The following is a 16,199-nucleotide window of genomic DNA, read 5'->3' as shown; positions in this document are numbered from 1 at the left end:
CGGCCCGGAGTTGCCCCTCCCGGCGCTCGCGTGGCTCCCGTGGCTCTCGTGTGGCGCTGCCCGGCAGGCTGCCACACCGATCGTCAGCCGTCAATCGACTCCCGGCGCATCGGGGTGTGCGGGATGCTGTCCTCGACGTACTCCGGCCCGCTGACGGTGAAGCCGTGCCGGGCGTAGAAGTCGACCAAATGGGACTGCGCCTCCAGCACGCAGGGCCGGTTGCCGACCTCGGCGAGCGCCGCGGCCATCAGCCGGCCGGCGTGGCCGCCGCCGCGGGCCTCCGGCGCCACCACCACCCGGCCGATCCGGGCCACGCCGTCCGGGTCGGCCAGGATCCGCAGGTACGCCAGCGGCACCCCGTCGTGCTCCAGCCAGAGGTGCCGGGTGCCGGGCTCGACGTCCCGACCGTCGAGTTCCGGGTACGGGCACCGCTGCTCGACCACGAACACGTCGATGCGCAGCCGCAGCAGGTCGTGGAAGGTGCGGGCGTCCAGGTCGGCGAAGCGGGCGGCCCGGACCTCGATACTCAACGACGGCATCCCGCGATCCTAGTTCCGCCCCCACGCCAGTCCTTGATCGTCTGATCCTGGGCAGGTGCACCTCCGGCGGGTCGTCCTGCTACCGGACAGACGATCATGAGTGTCGGCTGGCTACGACAATCCCATCAGGCGGGGCGGGCGCCGACGGCGTCGCGGATCTCGGCACCCTGGGCGCCCTCCTCGGCGCGGGCGCAGTGGGCGCAGCAGAAGAAGCGGCCGGAGACCTCCACGCCGTGACCGATGATCTTGATCTGGCAGTGCTCGCAGATCGGGGCGAGCTTGTGCGCCGCGCACTCGAAGCAGTCGAAGGTGTGCACGTCGCCGCTGACCGTCCGCACCTCGAACGCCATCCAGTAGTCGTTACCGCAGACCTCGCAGGTTGCCACGACAGATCCCTCCGAACTCGACCGTTTCCTCCAGCGTGCGGCACCGGCCGGTTGGACGGGACGAAACGGGCGAACGAGGGTCGGTCGGCGGCGTGTCGCTCCCGGCGTGTCGGGCGTTGTACCTGCTGGACCGCCCGACCCCCGGAGGAACACGTGATCAAGCGCAACCGGCTCTTCGGCAACCAGACCCGGGTCACCTTCTGCCTGCCCCGGGACACCCCGCCCGGCACGGTGAGCGTCGTCGGCTGCTTCAACGACTGGCAGCCCGGCCGGCACGAACTGGTGGCCCGCCGGGACGGCACCCGGACGGTGACGGTGAAGCTCGGTCCGGGGGAGTACCGGTTCCGGTACCTCGCCACCGGCGGGGTGTGGCTCGACGACGACTCCGCCGACGAGGTCGACGAGCGGGGCGGACTGTTGCGGCTCTGACTCGGTTCACCCGCGGGAGCCGTCCCGCCACGGCTCGTGAGAAGTTGAGCGATGTCGATGATTTTATCGACAGGAGTCTTTACTGTTAACAAGGTTTAATTTACGTTGTTGGCACACCACCGCAGGCCCGAGCCGAGGGAGTTGCCAGCATGCGTCGAAGAATCACCGTCCCGCTCGTGGCGGCGGGCGCCGTCGCGTCCTCGCTCGCCGTCGCCGCCCCCGCGCAGGCGCACGGCTACGTCTCGTCACCGCCCAGCCGGCAGGCACTCTGTGCGCAGAACCGGGTCCCGGACTGCGGTCAGATCAAGTACGAGCCGCAGAGCGTCGAGGGCCCGAAGGGGCTGCGCAACTGCCACGCCAACATCGCCCACTTCGCCGTCCTCAACGACGACAGCCGGGGCTGGCCGGCCACCTCGGTCGGCAGTTCGGTGACCTTCACCTGGGTCAACACCGCCCGGCACGCCACCAGCAACTGGGAGTACTACATCGGCGGCAGCCGGATCGCCGTCTTCAACGGTGGCGGGCAGCAGCCCGGCTCCACCGTGTCGCACACCGTCAACCTGGGCGGCTACTCGGGCCGGCAGAAGGTCCTCGCGATCTGGAACATCGCCGACACCGCCAACGCCTTCTACTCCTGCGTGGACCTGCAGATCGGTGGCGGCGGCGGCCCGACGCCCAGCCCCACGCCGACCCCGCCGCCGACCGCGTCGCCCACCCCGACGCCGACGTCGCCCACCAGCCCGCCGGCCCCGGGCGGCAGCTGGACGGCCGGTAGCGCCTACCAGGTCGGTGACCAGGTCACCTACAACGGGCAGAGCTACCGCTGCCGGCAGGCGCACACCGCTCTGCCCGGCTGGGAACCGCCGAACGTACCGGCGCTGTGGACCCGGATCTGACCGTACGGGTGCGGCCCGTGCCCGCGTGCGCCGCACCCGCCACTGCCCGACGGGGCGACCGGGCCACCGGCCGGCGTCGCCCCGCGGGCCTCGCCGCGCTGCTCGGCCTGCTGCTGGTCACCGGCTGCGCCGCCGACCCCGCACCGCCACCGGCGGGCGCCCCCGCGGCCGCCGGAACGGCGAGCGCCGCCGTCCGCGGCCTCGACGTGGTGTTCCTGACCATGATGGTGGCGCACACCGAGCGGACGCTGGAGATCGTCCGGCTGGTGCGGGACCGGCTGACCGACGGCGAGCTGCGCACCCTGGTCGCCGCGATCGAGACGACCGAGTCGGACGAGCTGACCATCATGCGCGGCTGGCTGCGCGCCGCCGACCCGGCCGCGACCGCCGGCCGGCACGACCACGCCGGGCACGCCGACGCGGCCGACCTGGACCGGCTGCGCTCCGCCACCGGGGCCGACGTCGACCGGGTGCTGCGCGAGGTGCTCTCCGCGCACCAGCAGGCGGCCGCCGACCTCGCCCGGGCGCACCGGGCGACAGCGGTCGCCCCGGAGGTGGCCGACCTCGCCCGGCGCGTCGAGCAGTCGCGCACCGCCCAGGTCGAGCTGATGGCCCGGCGGCCGGCCGCCGGCGGGTGAGCCGCTAGTCACCCGACCCCAGGGCGGGCGGCGGCGTGGTCGGGGCCGGTCGCGGCCAGCCGACGTACGTCGCGGAGGCTCATCCCGCTCCGACAGCCGACCCGCGCCGGCCGCCGGTCAGCGCGGCTCCAGCCGGATGGAGACCGAGTTGACGCAGTGCCGGGTGTCCTTCGGGGTGAAGCCCTCGCCCCGGAAGACGTGCCCGAGGTGGCTGTCGCAGCGGGCGCAGCGGATCTCGGTGCGGACCATGCCGAGGCTGCGGTCCTCGATCTCCTTGACCCGGCCGGGGATGGCGTCGTCGAAGCTCGGCCAGCCGCAGTGCGAGTCGAACTTGGTGTCGCTGGCGAAGAGTTCCAGCCCGCAGGCCCGGCAGTGGTAGACGCCCGGCGTCTTGGTGTCCACGTACTCGCCGGTCCACGGGGCCTCGGTGCCGGCCTCGCGCAGCACCCGGAACTCCTCGGGGCTGAGCCGGACCCGCCACTCGTCCTCGGTGCGGGGCAGTTCGGTGTCGTCGAGACTCACCCGCCAACGGTACGTCGGTCGTCGGACCGGTGGCATATGGTCGCGCAATGGGTGGCACGAAGGCAGCGGCCGAAGAATTCGACGTGGCCGGGCACACCGTCCGGCTGACCAGCCCCGACCGGGTCATCTTCCCGCAGCGCGGCTTCACCAAGGCGGACGTCTTCCACTACTACCTCGGCGTCGGCGACGGGATCATGCGCGCCCTGCGCGACCGCCCGACGACGCTGCAACGCTTCCCCGAGGGCATCGAGGGCGAGATGTTCTTCCAGAAGCGGGTGCCCGCCCGGGGCGTACCGCCGTGGGTGGCGACCGCCGAGATCAGCTTCCCGAGCGGGCGGAAGGCGGCCGAGCTCTGCCCGGCCGACCTGGCCCACGTGGCCTGGGCCGCGCAGATGGGCACCGTCGTGTTCCACCCGTGGCCGGTCCGCGCGGCCGAGGTCGACCGCCCCGACGAGCTGCGCGTCGATCTCGATCCCCAGCCCGGCACCGACTTCGCCGACGCGGCCGCCGCCGCGGGTGAGCTGCGCGCCATCCTCGACGAGCTGGGCGTCACCGGCTGGCCGAAGACCTCCGGTGGCCGGGGCGTGCACGTCTACCTGCGGATCCAGCCGCGCTGGACGTTCGTCGAGGTGCGCCGGGCCACCATCGCGCTGGCCCGCGAGCTGGAACGCCGCCGGCCGGAGCTGGTCACCACGGCCTGGTGGAAGGAGGAGCGCGGCACCCGGGTCTTCGTCGACTACAACCAAATGGCGAGGGACCGCACCATCGCCTGCGCCTACTCGCTGCGGGCCAACGCCCGGGCCACCGTCTCCACCCCGGTCGGCTGGGACGAGCTGCCCGACGTCGACCCGGACGACTTCGACCTGCGTACCGTGCCGGCCCGGCTGGCCGAGCGGGGCGACCCGCACGCCGGCATCGACGACGCGGCCTGGGACATCACCCCGCTGCTGGAGTGGGCCGAGCGGGACGCCGCCGCCGGCCAGGGCGACATGCCCTACCCGCCCGACCACCCCAAGATGCCGGGTGAACCGAAGCGCGTCCAACCCTCCAAGGACCGCGACCGCCCCCGCGATTCGTGATCGTCCGACCGTCAGCGGGTTGGATCACGCCGTCAGCGGGGGCCGGCGAAGCTCTCCACGGCGGCCTTGGCGGTGCGCAGGTCGGCGCCGGTCAGCTTCCGGTACGCGGCGATCGCCTTGATCTTGTCGCCCCGGGCCAGGTGTTCCCGGACCTCCACCGGCACCGGGTTCGGATCCTGCACGCCCAGGTGGTCCATCACGAGCTGCAGGCGGCGCTCGATCTGCCCGAGCCGGTACGCCGTGTGCGACTGCTGCGGGGTGCGGGCCAGCAGCGCGATGAGCAGCGCGACGACGCCCAGCAGCAGGACGGTGAGGGGGGTCTCCATGCCGACCATCCAAGCAGCCCGGGACCAGCGCCCGGCCGCACCCGCCCCGGCGCCTCGACGACCTCCGCGGCCCCGACCCGGCGGGATCCGCCCAGGTCCGAAATGCGCCGACCCGGCGACCTCCGGGCGGTCGGGCGAGCCGGCCGAGCCGGGAAGCGTCGGGTAACGATCAAGTAACGGCCGCGAACCTTTCCCGACCCGTCGCCGCTCTAGCTGTTCGTCGGCCCGACGGGGGCCAGGGGAGGGCGTCGGATGAAGCTGGTGTGGAGGCGGGCCCGAGCGGCGCGGGGTCTGCTGGCCGCCGCCGTGGTGGCGGCACTGGTCGCGGTCGCGTTGGTCACCGGGCTCTCCGACTACAGCCGGCGGGCGGTCGAGGCGGGGCAGCAGGCCCTGCTCGCCCGGGCACCCATGGAGGAGCGCAGCCTGCTGGTGACCGGCTCCGGCGGCAAGGACGTCGCCGAGTACACCACCCGCGACCGGGCCATCCGGGACGGTTTCGCCGCCGCCCTCGGCGACGCCCCGTTCGCGGTCACCGGGGCCCGCTACGGCACCGGCCGGGAACTCACCGGCGACCTCGGTTCGGTGGTCCGGACCGACGACGACCCGATCTTCGCCAACCTCGCCACGCTGGACGACCTGCCCGCCCACGCGGACCTCACCAGCGGCGCCTGGCCTACCGCGGGGGCGGTGCCGGCGCAGGTGACGCTGCCCGAGAAGGTCGCCGGCGCGCTGGGCCTCACCCCGGGCGACCGGGTGCCGCTGCGCGACCGGGCCACCGAGCGGTCCAGCGAGGTGGTGCTCGCCGGCACCTGGCGACCGCGCGACACGACCGACCCGTACTGGCAGCTGGCACCCGGGGTGGGCGCGGGCAGCAGCGCCGACTCCGGCAGCTCGTACGGGCCGTTCGTGCTGGACCGGGCCGACTTCGAGGCGACCTTCCCGGGCTCGGTCTCGGCGTCCTGGGTGGTCGAACCGGATCTCGTGGCGGCCGGCATCGGCCGCCTGCCCGAGCTGCGCAAGGCGTTGGCCGAGGCGGTGGCCGAGGTGCCCGAGGCGGCCGACCTCGGCTCCTCCGCCCGCACCGTCACGTCGATGGAGCGGCTGATCGACCGGATCGCCCGGGCCGACCTGGTGGGCCGCTCCGCGCTGGCCACCCCGCTGCTGCTGATCGTGGTCCTCGGCGGGTACGCGCTGGTGCTGGTCGCCGCGCTGCTGCACGAGGACCGGCGGGGCCAGACCGCGCTGCTGCGGGCCCGGGGCGCCGCGCGCCGCCAGCTGGCTGGCCTCGCCGCCCGCGAGGCGACCCTGGTCGTCCTCCCGGCCGCCCTGCTCGGGCCGTTGCTGGCCGGCGAGGCGCTACGGCTGGTGGGCACCGGCGGGCCGGCCGGGCTGAGCACCGCCACTGGCGGCGGCACGCTGGTCTGGGCGGCGGCGTCCGCGGCGGCCGCCGGGTGCCTGGTGGCCATGGTCGCCCCGACCCTGCGCGGCTCCGGCACGTACGTGGCCGACATGGCCGCCCTGTCCCGGCCCACCCGCTCCGCCACCATGCAGCGGGCCAGCCTCGACCTGGCGCTGGTCGCGCTCGCCGTGCTGGCCTGGGTGCAGCTGCGCCAGTACTCCTCCCCGTTGACCGGCGCGGCCGGCCGGCTCGGCCTCGACCCGCTGCTGGTCGCCGCGCCGACGCTCGGCGTGCTCGCCGGCGCGGTGGTCGCGTTGCGGCTGCTCCCGCCGGCCACCCGGTTCGCCGAGCGGTTCATCGACCGCAAGCTGTGGACGGCGACCATGTTCGGCATGTGGCAGGCCGGCCGCCGCCCACACGCCGGGCCGGTGCTGCTGCTCGCCCTCGCCGTCGGTGGCAGCACCCTCGCCTGGTCGCTGGTCGCCACCGGCGAGCGGTCCCACCTCGACCAGGCCGACCACACGGTCGGCGCCGACCTGCGGGTGGTCGAGCGGACCGGCGGGGTGCCGGTCGAGGCCACCGGGCAGCGCGCCGGGGAGATCGCCGCGCTGGCCGGCGCCGACCGGACGCTGCCGGCCTGGCGGGACGAGGTGCGCCTCGGCCGGAACGACCTGCCGGTGACCGTGGTGGCCGTGGACGCGGCCGCCGCGGCCGATGTGGTGCGGCTCGACGAGCGGCTCGCCGACGTCCCGCCCTCGGCGCTGTACGACCGGCTGGTCAGCAAGCGGGCCGCCCCGGCCGGGGTCGAGCTGCCCGCCGGCACCCGCTCGCTCACCGGCACCGTCCGCACCCCCGTCCAGAAGGCGGTGCGCCCGCACGAGATCGCCGTGTCGATCCTGCTGACCCAGCGGGACGGGCTGGCCTTCCGGCTACCGGTGGCCACCGCCGGCAGCGACGGTCGGGCCGTCCCGTTCACCGTCGAGCTGCCCGACACCGGTGGCGCCGGGCTGCGCCTGGCCGGCTTCGAGGCCGACGGTGGCGACGCGGCGGGCCGGTCGTACCGGCTGGCGGTCGCTGATCTCAAGCTGGTCGGGGCCGACGGCACCGCACGCCCGGCGGAGCTCGCCGGCACCTGGGCGGCCACCAGCGGCGTGCGGGACGACAGCACTCCCGTGACGGTGACGCCGACCGGGCTGACCGCCGACTACGCGGTGGAATACCTCGCCGGTGGCCGGTTCGCCTTCCAGCCGCCGTCCCGGTTCGCCGTCGTGCCCGACGACGACAATCCCCCGGTGCCGGCGCTGATGACCCCGGCAGTGCGGGAGGCGCTGAGCCTGCGCGAAGGGGACACCTACACCCTCGCGCTCTCCGGCGTGTCGGTGCCGGTCACCCTGGTCGGCGAGGTGGACGCGCTGCCGTCCGCCGCCGGGGCCGGGGTGCTGCTCGACCTGCCCGCCGCGATGGACTGGCTGGTCCGGGAGCAGGGCGCGGTGCGGCCGGTGCCGGAATGGTGGGTGAGTACCACCGCCGGCGGGCACGACGAGGCGGCCCGGGCCGCCGGTGAACTGGCCGGCGCCACCGTCCTCGACCGGCGCGAGGTGGCCGCGGAGGCCGCCCGCGACCCGTACTGGCAGGGTGCCCGGACCGGGCTGCTCGCCGCCGCGCTCGGCTCCGTGCTGCTCGCGCTGGTCGGCCTGGTGGTGGACGTCTGGGCCACCGCGCGGCACCGGCTGACCGAGTTCGCCGTGCTGCACACCCTCGGCGCGAGCCCACGGCTGCTGGCCCGGGCGCTGCTGGCCGAGCAGACCTTCCTGGCCGGCATCGGCGTCGGCGTCGGCCTGCTGCTCGGCGCGGCGGTCGGCGCGACCATGGCCCCGCTGGTCATCCTCACGCCGGCCGGTGGCCGGCCGGTGCCCGAGGCGGCGTTCGCGCTGCACTGGGCGCCGATCGGGGCGACCGCGGTCGGCCTCCTGCTGGCGGCGTTGGCCTTCAGCGTGTTCATCGCGCTCGGCATCCGGCAGCGGGTGGCGGCGGCGCAGTTGCGGATCGGGGGAGAGCGGTGACCGGGCGGAACGGACTGACCAGCGAGTGTGGGGAGACGGCGCGATGAGCATCGGCGCGGCCATCCGCCGGGTCCGGGCCCACGGCGGGCAGTTCCTGCTGCTGGCGATGTTGACCCTGGTCGTCTCGCTGCTGATCAGCGGGGTGCCCCGGGTGGTGAACCGGCTCGCCGAGCAGGGGCTGCGGGAACACCTGGCCGGCCAGCCGGCGGCGAGGCGGGACCTGACCTACAGCACCCAGCCGCTCACCGCCGCTCCCGGGGCGACCAAGCTGGTCGAGGCGTACCAGCGTGAGTTGGACACGCTGCAGGCCGGCATGCCGCCGGCCGTGCGGGACGCGGTGGCGCAGCGCTGGTACGCCGCTGAGTCCGAGCAGCACCGGGTGACCGGTCCACACCTGGCGGCGAAGAACCTCCTCGTCGACCTGGCCCTGCGCACCATGCCCGGCGTGCAGGAGGCCGCCACGCTGGTCGAGGGCCACTGGCCCGAGGACCGTGGGGCGCCCGACCAGCCGGTGCAGGTGGCGTTGAACACCGACGTCGCCCGGCGGCTCAACCTGAGCGTCGGTAGCCGGCTGCAGATGGCCACCGGGACGCCGGACGACACGTCGGCGCGGCTGCCGGTGACCGTGGTCGGGCTGTTCGAGCCGATCGACCGGTCCGACGGGATCTGGGACAACCTGCCGTCCGCGCTGGAGGTGGTGGAGCCGCCCGGCGACGGCATGCCGTTCATCGGTGTCGGACTGGTCAGCCCCGCCGGGCTGGACGACCAGGCGCTGGTCGGGGTGCCGCTGCGGTTCAGCTGGCGCTACCGGATGGGCGCGGACGGCATCGACGCCCGGAAGCTGGGCCAGATGATCGACAGCATCGAGCAGATGAAGCGGGAGACGCCGCCGAGGCGGACCCTCGTGCAGGGGCTCGACATCCCGCTGCGGGAGTTCGCCGCCGCGCTGACCGCCGCCCGGACGTTGCTCGCGGTGATCGCGGCCGGCGTACTGGCCACCCTGGCCGGGCTGGTGGCGCTGGCTGCCGCGCTGAGCACGCGGCGACGGCGGGAGGAGTTCACCCTGCTGCGCGCGCGGGGCGGTTCGGCGACCGCCGGTGCCCGGCGCAGCCTGGCCGAGTCGCTGCTGGTCATTCCGGTCGCCGCGGCGGCGGGCTGGCTGCTCGGCACGCTCGTCCCGGGGCCGCCCGGCGGCACCTGGCCGCTCGCCGTCGCGGCGGCCGCGCTGCTCACCGTCGTGCTGCCGCTGGCCACGCTGGTCGCCCCGGTCGGCGGTCCGGGTCGACGCGACCTGATCCGGGTGCGCCCGTCTTCCCGCCGGCTCACCGTCGAGGTGTTCGTGCTGCTGCTGGCCGCGCTGGCCACCGTCCTGCTGGTCCGCCGGGGGTTGACCCCCGGCGAGGTCGACCCGTTGCTGGTGTCGGTCCCGGTGCTGCTCGCGGTCGCCGCGGCGGTGCTGGCGCTGCGCGTGTACCCGTGGCCGCTACGGCTGGTCAGCCGGCTCGCCGCGCGGACCCGGGGCAGCGTCGCGTTCCTGGGCACCGCGCGGGCCGGCCGATCGGTGGTGGCCGCCCCGCTGGTCGTCGTGGTGCTGGCCATCGCGACAGCGGCGTTCTGCGCGGTGGTCGCCACCGGCATCGAGGCCAGCCGCGACCGGGTCGCCGACCGGACGGTGCCCGGCGACGCGCTGATCCGCGGCGATCGGCTCGCCCCGGACACCGGCGCCGAGCTGGAACGGCTGCCCGGCGTGCGGGTCGCCGCCGCGGTGCTCGACGAACCGGCGCAGCGGCCGGCGGCGGACGCGCTCGGCGCCGAGGCCCTGATGGGCACGGTGACCGTGCTGCTGGTGGACGGACCGGCGCTGGACCGGCTCACCCGGTCGGCCGGTGTCGACGTCGCGGTGCCCGCGGCGCTGCTCGCCCCGGTCGGCCAGGCGGGCGCGCTGCCCGCCGTGGTCTCCCCGCTGGTCGCCGAGGACCTGGCCGAGGCCGGGCTGGCCGACTCCGCCTTCGTCAGCGTGCAGGGCCAGCGGTACGAGTTCCGGGTGGCCGAACGGGCGGAGCGTTTCCCACTGCTCCGGCCCGCCAACGACCGGTTCGTCATCCTGCCGTTGCAGTCGCTGCCGCGCCGCGACTACGACCCGGTGCCGACCGGCTTCCTGGTCGCCGGTGACGGCCTCGACGCCGAGGCGCTGCGCCGGGTCGGCGACGAGGGCCAGACCCGCTACCAGACCGGCGGTGCGGTCACCGGCGGTGAACGGCCGCGCGGCGTCGAGGTGCTCACCTGGGCGGACGTCCGTCGCCAGGTGGGCGAGGGCGGGGCCAACGGGGTGCTGGTCTTCGGGTTCGTGGCCGGCGCGGCCGGCGGCACGGTGCTCGGTCTGCTCGCCGTCGCGTTCAGCGTGCTGGCCGGCGCCCGGGCCCGTGGGCAGGTGCTGTCCCGGCTGCGCACCCTCGGGCTGTCCCGCCGGCAGTGGCGGGGCCTGCTGGTGGTCGAACTGGCCCCGCTGGTGGGCGTGTCGGTGCTCACCGGCGCGCTGGTCGGGGCGCTGCTGCCGCTGCTGCTCACCCCGCGGCTCAACCTGGCCAGCTTCACCAGCGGCGCGCCGGTCACGGTGGCGTTCGAGCCCGGTCTGGTCGCCGGGGTCGTCGTGCTCGGGGCCGTCGCGCTCGGTTTCGCGGTCGCCGTCGAGACCCTGAACAACCGCCGGCTGCGCCTCGGTGAGGTGCTCCGGCTCGGAGAGGAGAGTTGAGATGACCGCTACCGCCCAGACTCCGATGGTGCCGGACCTGGCCGCCCTCCAGGCACGGGCCGCCGAGCGTGCGGCCGAGCGGGCCGGCGGCCGGCACCGGCTGCGCGGGCACATCGTCTGCGACGGCCTGGTGCGCATCTTCAAGACCGAGGGCGTCGAGGTGGTCGCCCTGCAGGGCCTGGACCTGGTGATCGACCGGGGTGAGCTGGTGGCGATCGTGGGCGCGTCCGGCTCCGGCAAGTCCACCCTGCTCAACATCCTCTCCGGGCTGGACACCCCGACCGCCGGCATCGCCCGGGTGGGGGACTACGACCTGCTCGACCTCTCCGCCCGTCGACGGCTGAGCTACCGGCGGCAGATGGTCGGGTTCGTCTGGCAGCAGACCGGCCGTAACCTGCTGCCGTACCTGACCGCGCTGGAGAACGTCGAGCTGCCCATGCAGCTGGCGGGGCGTGGTGGCCGGCGGTCCCGCCGGCAGCGGGCCCGCGAACTGCTCGACATGGTGGGCGTCGGGTACTGCGCCGACCGCCGGCCCGGCCAGCTCAGCGGTGGCGAGCAGCAGCGCTGCGCGGTGGCGGTGGCGGTGGCCAACGACCCCGAGGTGCTCTTCGCCGACGAGCCGACCGGTGAGCTGGACGAGGCGACCGGCGCCGAGGTGTTCGCCGCGCTGCGGACCATCAACGCCGAGCTGGGCGTGACCATCGTCGTGGTCACCCACGACCACGCCGTGGCCGAGCAGGTCCGCCGGACCGTCGCGATCCGCGACGGCCGGACCGCCTCGGAGGTACGCCGGACCGCGCGGGTCGGCGCCGACGGCAACACCGAGCTGGTCGCCGAGGAGTACGCGGTGCTCGACCGGTCCGGCCGGATGCAGCTGCCGGCGCCCTTCGTCGAGGCGCTGTCGCTGCGCGACCGGGTCCGGCTCAACCTGGAGCCGGACCACGTGGAGGTGCGCCCGGGCGACCGGGCCCGGGACGAGCGGGAGGCGGGGGCATGAGCGGGCGAACCATCAGGCTGAGCGCGGTGGTGCCTCAGGACGGTACGGGGCGGAGCGGAGTGCTGGCATGAGCGAGGATGTCGTGGTGCGGGGTCTGGCGGTCGGCGGGCGCGCGGTGACCACCGACGAGGTGGTCCGGGTGGAGGGGCTCAGCCGGACCTTCGGGCGCGGCGAGCACGCCGTGCACGCGGTCCGGGACGTCTCGTTCAGCGCCGGGCGCGGCGAGCTGGTCGCCGTCCGGGGCCGCTCCGGCGCCGGCAAGACCACACTGCTGAACCTGGTCGGCGGGCTGGACCGGCCGAACGCCGGCCGGGTGGTGGTGGCCGGGCACGAGGTGACCAGCGCCGGCGAGCGGGAGCTGCTGGAGCTGCGCCGAGGCACCATCGGGTTCGTCTTCCAGACCTTCGGGCTGGTGCCGATCCTCTCCGCCGCGGAGAACGTCGGGGTGCCGCTACGGCTGGCCCGGGTGCCGGCGGCGGAGCGGGAGGAGCGGGTGGCCGTGCTGCTGGAGATGGTCGGTCTCGGCGGGCACGCGGCGCAGCGGCCGTACGAGCTCTCCGGTGGCCAGCAGCAGCGGGTGGCGGTGGCCCGGGCCCTGGCCAACGAGCCGGACCTGCTCATCGCCGACGAACCCACCGGCCAGCTCGACTCGGAGACCGGCCGGTCCATCATGGACCTGCTGCGCGCGGTGGTGCACGCCCGGGGGATGACCGCCCTGGTCGCCACGCACGACTCCGCCCTGATCGACCTGGCCGACCGCGTCCTCACCCTGCGCGACGGCCACCTGGTCGACGACTGAGCCACGGCGGGTTCGCACCGGCTCACGGTGCGAACCCGCCGTCCGGCCCGGTCCGTCCTGCTTCGACCGCGACCACTGCCCCGGATCGGTTCCGGTCGCGCCGCCGGGTCCGACCGTCAGGCCCGGCGCAGCCCGGTCCGTCCGGCCTCAGTCGCGGCAGCGGCGCTGGTGGTAGGCCGCGGTGAGGGCGAGCAGCAGCGGCCCCCAGAGCAGCAGCGGTGCGTAGCAGACCACCAACAGCGCGAACCCGCCCGGGGTGAAGCCCGTCAGGTCGCCGAGCACCAGGTTCACCGCGGCGTACCCCCAGATCAGGATGAGCGCGACGGCGCCCGCGGTGGCCGCGGTGACGGCGAACGCCGGCGGCACCCGCCGGCCGCCGACCAGCGGCAGCCAGCGCGGGAAGGTCTCGCCCCACGGTCGGACCAGCCCGATCGCGAGCAGTGCGAGCGCCTCGGAGACCACGCTCAGCGACACGATGTAGACGGCCAGCCAGCCCTCGATCGGCCCGTCCACGCCCACCGTGCCCAGCGGTACGCCGGCCACCAGCGCGATGCGCCACAACCCGGACGGGAGGGTGAGCAGCGGGATCAGGTGGGCGGTCCGCACCGCCCACCGGGGCGCCGGCCGTCCGTCCCTGGCATGGCGGGACGGGGCGGGGGCGACGGCGGTTGCGCTGGTCATGACGGACTCCGTTCCTCGGCGACCGTTCCAGCCTGGCCGGCCGGGACGGGCCCGCCACCCCGCCGCCGGGGGATCCGGCTCCCCGACGCGGGGGAGCGCCGGCGGGTCGAGCCGGCCGCGCGGACGTCGCGGGGAGCCGTCAGAGCGGGAGCTTCATCCCCTCGTGGCTGGCGACGAAGCCGAGGTTCAGGTAGAAGCGGTGCGCGTCGCGCCGGGTCTTGTCCGTGGTGAGCTGCACCAGCGCGCAGCCCCGCCGCCTCGCCTGGTCGATCGCCCAGGTCATCATCGTCCGGCCGAGCCCCTGGCCGCGCCGGTCCGAGCGGACCCGCACCGACTCGATCAGCTGCCGCTCGGCGCCGTGCCGGCCGAGCCCGGGGATGTAGGTCAGCTGCATGCAGCCGAGCAGCTCGCCGCCGGCGTCGGCGACGATCAGCTGGTTGCGCGGGTCGGCGGTGATGTCGGCGAACGCCTTCTCGTACGCCGCGTCCACCTCGGCGTGGTCGCGCGCCTTGCCGAGCACGTCGTCGGCGAGCAGGGCGACGATCGCGGGCAGATCGGCCCGGACCGCCTCACGGAAGATCACGTCGCTCATGCCGGTGAGCCTGGCACAGCGATCCCGGCCGATGTGTGGGCACCGGTTGCCGGTACCGGGCAGCATGATGCGACATGGACGCCCTGCTGCTGCCGTTCCGGTGGATCTACCGGGGGCTGGTCTGGTTCGCCAACTCGCCCCGGACGCTGATCACCTCGTACCTGCTGATGATCGTGGTGGCCGGCGTCATCTACGGCGAGGTGGAGAACCGCAACCCCGCCGACGCCGTCTGGTGGGCGGTGGTGACCGCCTCCACCGTCGGCTACGGCGACATCTCACCCACCAGCTGGGCCGGCCGCACGCTGGCCGCACTGCTCATCTCCACAATGGTGCTGCTGGTCATCCCGCTGATCACCGCGCACTTCGCCAGCCGGCTGATCGTCGACGACGACGCCTTCGAGCACGAGGAGCAGGAGCAGCTCAAAGCCGACGTACGCCGGATGCGGGCGTTGCTGGAGGAGATCGCCGCCCGGCACGGCATCGAGCTGCCGGACCTGCCGGCGGAGCGCCCGGTCAGCGGGCCGGGCAGCGCAGCCCCGCCCTGGGGACGGTCAGGTCGATCAGGTAGGCGTCCACGGCAGCGGTGATGCAGGCGGTCTGCGGGTACGCGGTGTGCCCCTCGCCCTCCCAGGTCAGCACCCGGCCCACCCCGAGCATCGTGGCGAGCGCCCCGGTCTGCTCGTACGGGGTCGCCGGGTCGCCGGTGGTGCCGACCACCACGATCGGCGGCGCCCCGTCGGCCCGACCCGTCGGGTACGGGTCGCGGCCACCGGGCCACTCGGTGCAGGAGAGCATGCCGACGGCGAGCGCCGGGCCGAACAGCGGGTACTTCGCCCGCCACTGCGACTGCAACTGGCGAATCCGCTCCCGACTCGGCTTCTCCTCCTCGTCGGCGCAGTTCACCGCCAGGTTGGCGTCGAACAGGTTCGAGTAGCGCCCGTCCTCCTCCCGGCCGGCGTACGCGTCGGCGAGGCGGAACACCTGCTCCGGGTCGCCGCCCTCCAGCCGGTCGATCGCCCGGGCCAGCTCCTGCCACCCGGACTCGGTGTAGAGCGAGGAGATCACCGCGTAGAAGACCCAGCCCGGGGTCGCGTCCCGCCCGTCGGCGCCCCGCACCGGGGAGACCCGCGCCTTGTCGATCGCCGAGGTGACCGCGGCCCGGGCGTCCGGTGCGATCGGGCAGCGCCCGGTGTTGGCGGCGCACCACCGGGTGAAGTTGTCGAACGCCCGCTCGAAGCCCTTGGCCTGGCTCTCCGAGCCGGCGATCAGGCCCAGCTTCGGGTCGACCGCGCCGTCCAGCACCAGGGCGCGTACCCGCTGCGGGTAGAGCTGGGCGTAGGTGGCGCCGAGCAGGGTGCCGTAGGAGTAGCCGAGGTAGGTCAGCTTGTCGTCGCCGACGGCAGCGCGCACCGCGTCCATGTCCCGGGCGGCCTGCTCGGTGCCGTAGAGCGGCAGCTGGTCGCCGTAGCGCTCGCCGCAGCCGCGCCCGATCCGCTGGCTGAGCGTCACGAACCCGTCGAACGCCGACTGGCTCTCCGGATCGGGGTCGTAGCCGAAGCTGGCGTCCAGGTCGGCGTCGGAGATGCACTTCACCGGGCTGGACCGGGACACCCCGCGCGGGTCGAAGCCGACGATGTCGAAGCGGTCGGTCACCGAGGCCGGCAGGCCGCCGAACGCCGGGCCGAAGGAGAGGTAGACGGCGGTGTCCACACCGGAGCCGCCCGGGCCCCCGGGGTTGACCACCAGCGAACCGATCCGGTCGCGCTGCTTCGTGGAGCGGACCCGCAGCAGCGCGATCTCGAAGGTCTCGCCGACGCCCGGCCCGGTGGTGGCCCCGGTGCCGGCGCCCCAGTTGCGTGGCACCGCGATCCGGGCGCACTCGTAGCGCATGCCCGGGGCGCTCCGCCCGACCAGGTCCTCGGCCACCTCCGGGCAGGCCCGCCAGGTCGGCGCGGTGCCCGGCGCGGCGGCCCCGTCGTCGGTGTCCGTGCGCGGCGCGAGCGCCGGGAGGGTGCAGCCGGCGGCGATCAACGCGGCGCCGGCCAGCCCGGCCAGGGTGAGCCGGAACCGGCGGATCCGGTCGGAAGTGCGGGTCACGAGC

General features: G+C 74.9%; 16 protein-coding genes. 9 read left to right on the top strand and 7 right to left on the bottom strand.

Going from position 1 to position 16,199, the window contains the following annotated elements:
• Nucleotides 1–83: 83 nt before the first annotated feature.
• Nucleotides 84–539, bottom strand: a complete 456-nt coding sequence (locus tag GA0070609_RS20630; RefSeq protein WP_088995294.1) for a GNAT family N-acetyltransferase — start codon at nt 537–539, stop codon at nt 84–86.
• Between the two features lie 125 nt (nt 540–664).
• Complete coding sequence (locus GA0070609_RS20625; protein ID WP_088995293.1) at nt 665–925, bottom strand: Prokaryotic metallothionein; 261 nt, start codon at nt 923–925, stop codon at nt 665–667.
• A 153-nt stretch (nt 926–1,078) separates the two neighbouring features.
• On the opposite strand from GA0070609_RS20625, the gene GA0070609_RS20620 reads away from it, so the two are divergent.
• The 3 genes from GA0070609_RS20620 to GA0070609_RS20610 all read left to right on the top strand — a co-directional run bounded on the left by GA0070609_RS20620 (nt 1,079) and on the right by GA0070609_RS20610 (nt 2,888).
• The gene (locus tag GA0070609_RS20620) at nt 1,079–1,354 is read left to right on the top strand and encodes an isoamylase early set domain-containing protein (RefSeq protein WP_088995292.1); all 276 of its coding nucleotides are present in this window, start codon (nt 1,079–1,081) and stop codon (nt 1,352–1,354) included.
• Between the two features lie 149 nt (nt 1,355–1,503).
• Nucleotides 1,504–2,250: a lytic polysaccharide monooxygenase gene (locus GA0070609_RS20615; RefSeq protein ID WP_088995291.1), complete on the top strand. Its 747-nt coding sequence runs from the start codon at nt 1,504–1,506 to the stop codon at nt 2,248–2,250.
• A gap of 17 nt (nt 2,251–2,267) precedes the next feature.
• Nucleotides 2,268–2,888, top strand: coding sequence for a DUF305 domain-containing protein (locus tag GA0070609_RS20610; RefSeq protein WP_088997870.1), 621 nt, complete (start codon nt 2,268–2,270; stop codon nt 2,886–2,888).
• Between the two features lie 117 nt (nt 2,889–3,005).
• Here GA0070609_RS20610 and msrB read toward each other — a convergent pair whose 3' ends face one another.
• Entirely contained in the window at nt 3,006–3,410 is a 405-nt protein-coding gene (msrB, locus tag GA0070609_RS20605) for a peptide-methionine (R)-S-oxide reductase MsrB (protein WP_088995290.1), read from the bottom strand.
• Nucleotides 3,411–3,457: 47 nt separating this feature from the next.
• Here msrB and ligD point away from each other — a divergent pair, with 47 nt between their 5' ends.
• Nucleotides 3,458–4,489 carry a non-homologous end-joining DNA ligase gene (gene ligD / locus GA0070609_RS20600; RefSeq protein ID WP_088995289.1) on the top strand — a complete coding sequence of 344 codons (1,032 nt, stop codon included), beginning with the start codon at nt 3,458–3,460 and terminating at the stop codon, nt 4,487–4,489.
• 32 nt (nt 4,490–4,521) lie between these two features.
• Here the strand turns inward: ligD and GA0070609_RS20595 are convergent, their stop codons facing one another.
• Complete coding sequence (locus tag GA0070609_RS20595; RefSeq protein ID WP_088995288.1) at nt 4,522–4,815, bottom strand: hypothetical protein; 294 nt, start codon at nt 4,813–4,815, stop codon at nt 4,522–4,524.
• A gap of 252 nt (nt 4,816–5,067) precedes the next feature.
• On the opposite strand from GA0070609_RS20595, the gene GA0070609_RS20590 reads away from it, so the two are divergent.
• The 4 genes from GA0070609_RS20590 to GA0070609_RS20575 all read left to right on the top strand — a co-directional run bounded on the left by GA0070609_RS20590 (nt 5,068) and on the right by GA0070609_RS20575 (nt 12,825).
• Nucleotides 5,068–8,277 (top strand): ABC transporter permease, encoded by a 3,210-nt coding sequence (locus tag GA0070609_RS20590; RefSeq protein WP_088995287.1) that lies wholly within the window; start codon nt 5,068–5,070, stop codon nt 8,275–8,277.
• A gap of 43 nt (nt 8,278–8,320) precedes the next feature.
• Nucleotides 8,321–11,029 carry an FtsX-like permease family protein gene (locus GA0070609_RS20585; RefSeq protein WP_088995286.1) on the top strand — a complete coding sequence of 903 codons (2,709 nt, stop codon included), beginning with the start codon at nt 8,321–8,323 and terminating at the stop codon, nt 11,027–11,029.
• Between the two features lies 1 nt (nt 11,030).
• Nucleotides 11,031–12,026 carry an ATP-binding cassette domain-containing protein gene (locus GA0070609_RS20580; RefSeq protein WP_088995285.1) on the top strand — a complete coding sequence of 332 codons (996 nt, stop codon included), beginning with the start codon at nt 11,031–11,033 and terminating at the stop codon, nt 12,024–12,026.
• A gap of 67 nt (nt 12,027–12,093) precedes the next feature.
• The gene (locus tag GA0070609_RS20575) at nt 12,094–12,825 is read left to right on the top strand and encodes an ABC transporter ATP-binding protein (protein ID WP_088995284.1); all 732 of its coding nucleotides are present in this window, start codon (nt 12,094–12,096) and stop codon (nt 12,823–12,825) included.
• Nucleotides 12,826–12,972: 147 nt separating this feature from the next.
• On the opposite strand, the gene GA0070609_RS20570 is transcribed toward GA0070609_RS20575, so the two are convergent.
• Nucleotides 12,973–13,506 (bottom strand): hypothetical protein, encoded by a 534-nt coding sequence (locus tag GA0070609_RS20570; RefSeq protein WP_088995283.1) that lies wholly within the window; start codon nt 13,504–13,506, stop codon nt 12,973–12,975.
• A 139-nt stretch (nt 13,507–13,645) separates the two neighbouring features.
• Nucleotides 13,646–14,098, bottom strand: coding sequence for a GNAT family N-acetyltransferase (locus tag GA0070609_RS20565; protein WP_088995282.1), 453 nt, complete (start codon nt 14,096–14,098; stop codon nt 13,646–13,648).
• A gap of 74 nt (nt 14,099–14,172) precedes the next feature.
• Here GA0070609_RS20565 and GA0070609_RS20560 point away from each other — a divergent pair, with 74 nt between their 5' ends.
• Nucleotides 14,173–14,685, top strand: coding sequence for a potassium channel family protein (locus tag GA0070609_RS20560; RefSeq protein WP_088995281.1), 513 nt, complete (start codon nt 14,173–14,175; stop codon nt 14,683–14,685).
• Here GA0070609_RS20560 and GA0070609_RS20555 read toward each other — a convergent pair.
• Complete coding sequence (locus GA0070609_RS20555) at nt 14,612–16,174, bottom strand: alpha/beta hydrolase (RefSeq protein ID WP_231928903.1); 1,563 nt, start codon at nt 16,172–16,174, stop codon at nt 14,612–14,614. The two genes, GA0070609_RS20560 and GA0070609_RS20555, sit on opposite strands and share 74 nt — an antisense overlap.
• Between the last annotated feature and the right edge of the window lie 25 nt (nt 16,175–16,199).

It is taken from the genome of Micromonospora echinaurantiaca (assembly GCF_900090235.1).
GTDB classification, from domain to species: Bacteria; Actinomycetota; Actinomycetes; order Mycobacteriales; family Micromonosporaceae; genus Micromonospora; species Micromonospora echinaurantiaca.
Note: the sequence above shows the minus strand (reverse complement) of the source record. Positions and strands in the feature narration are given on the sequence as shown.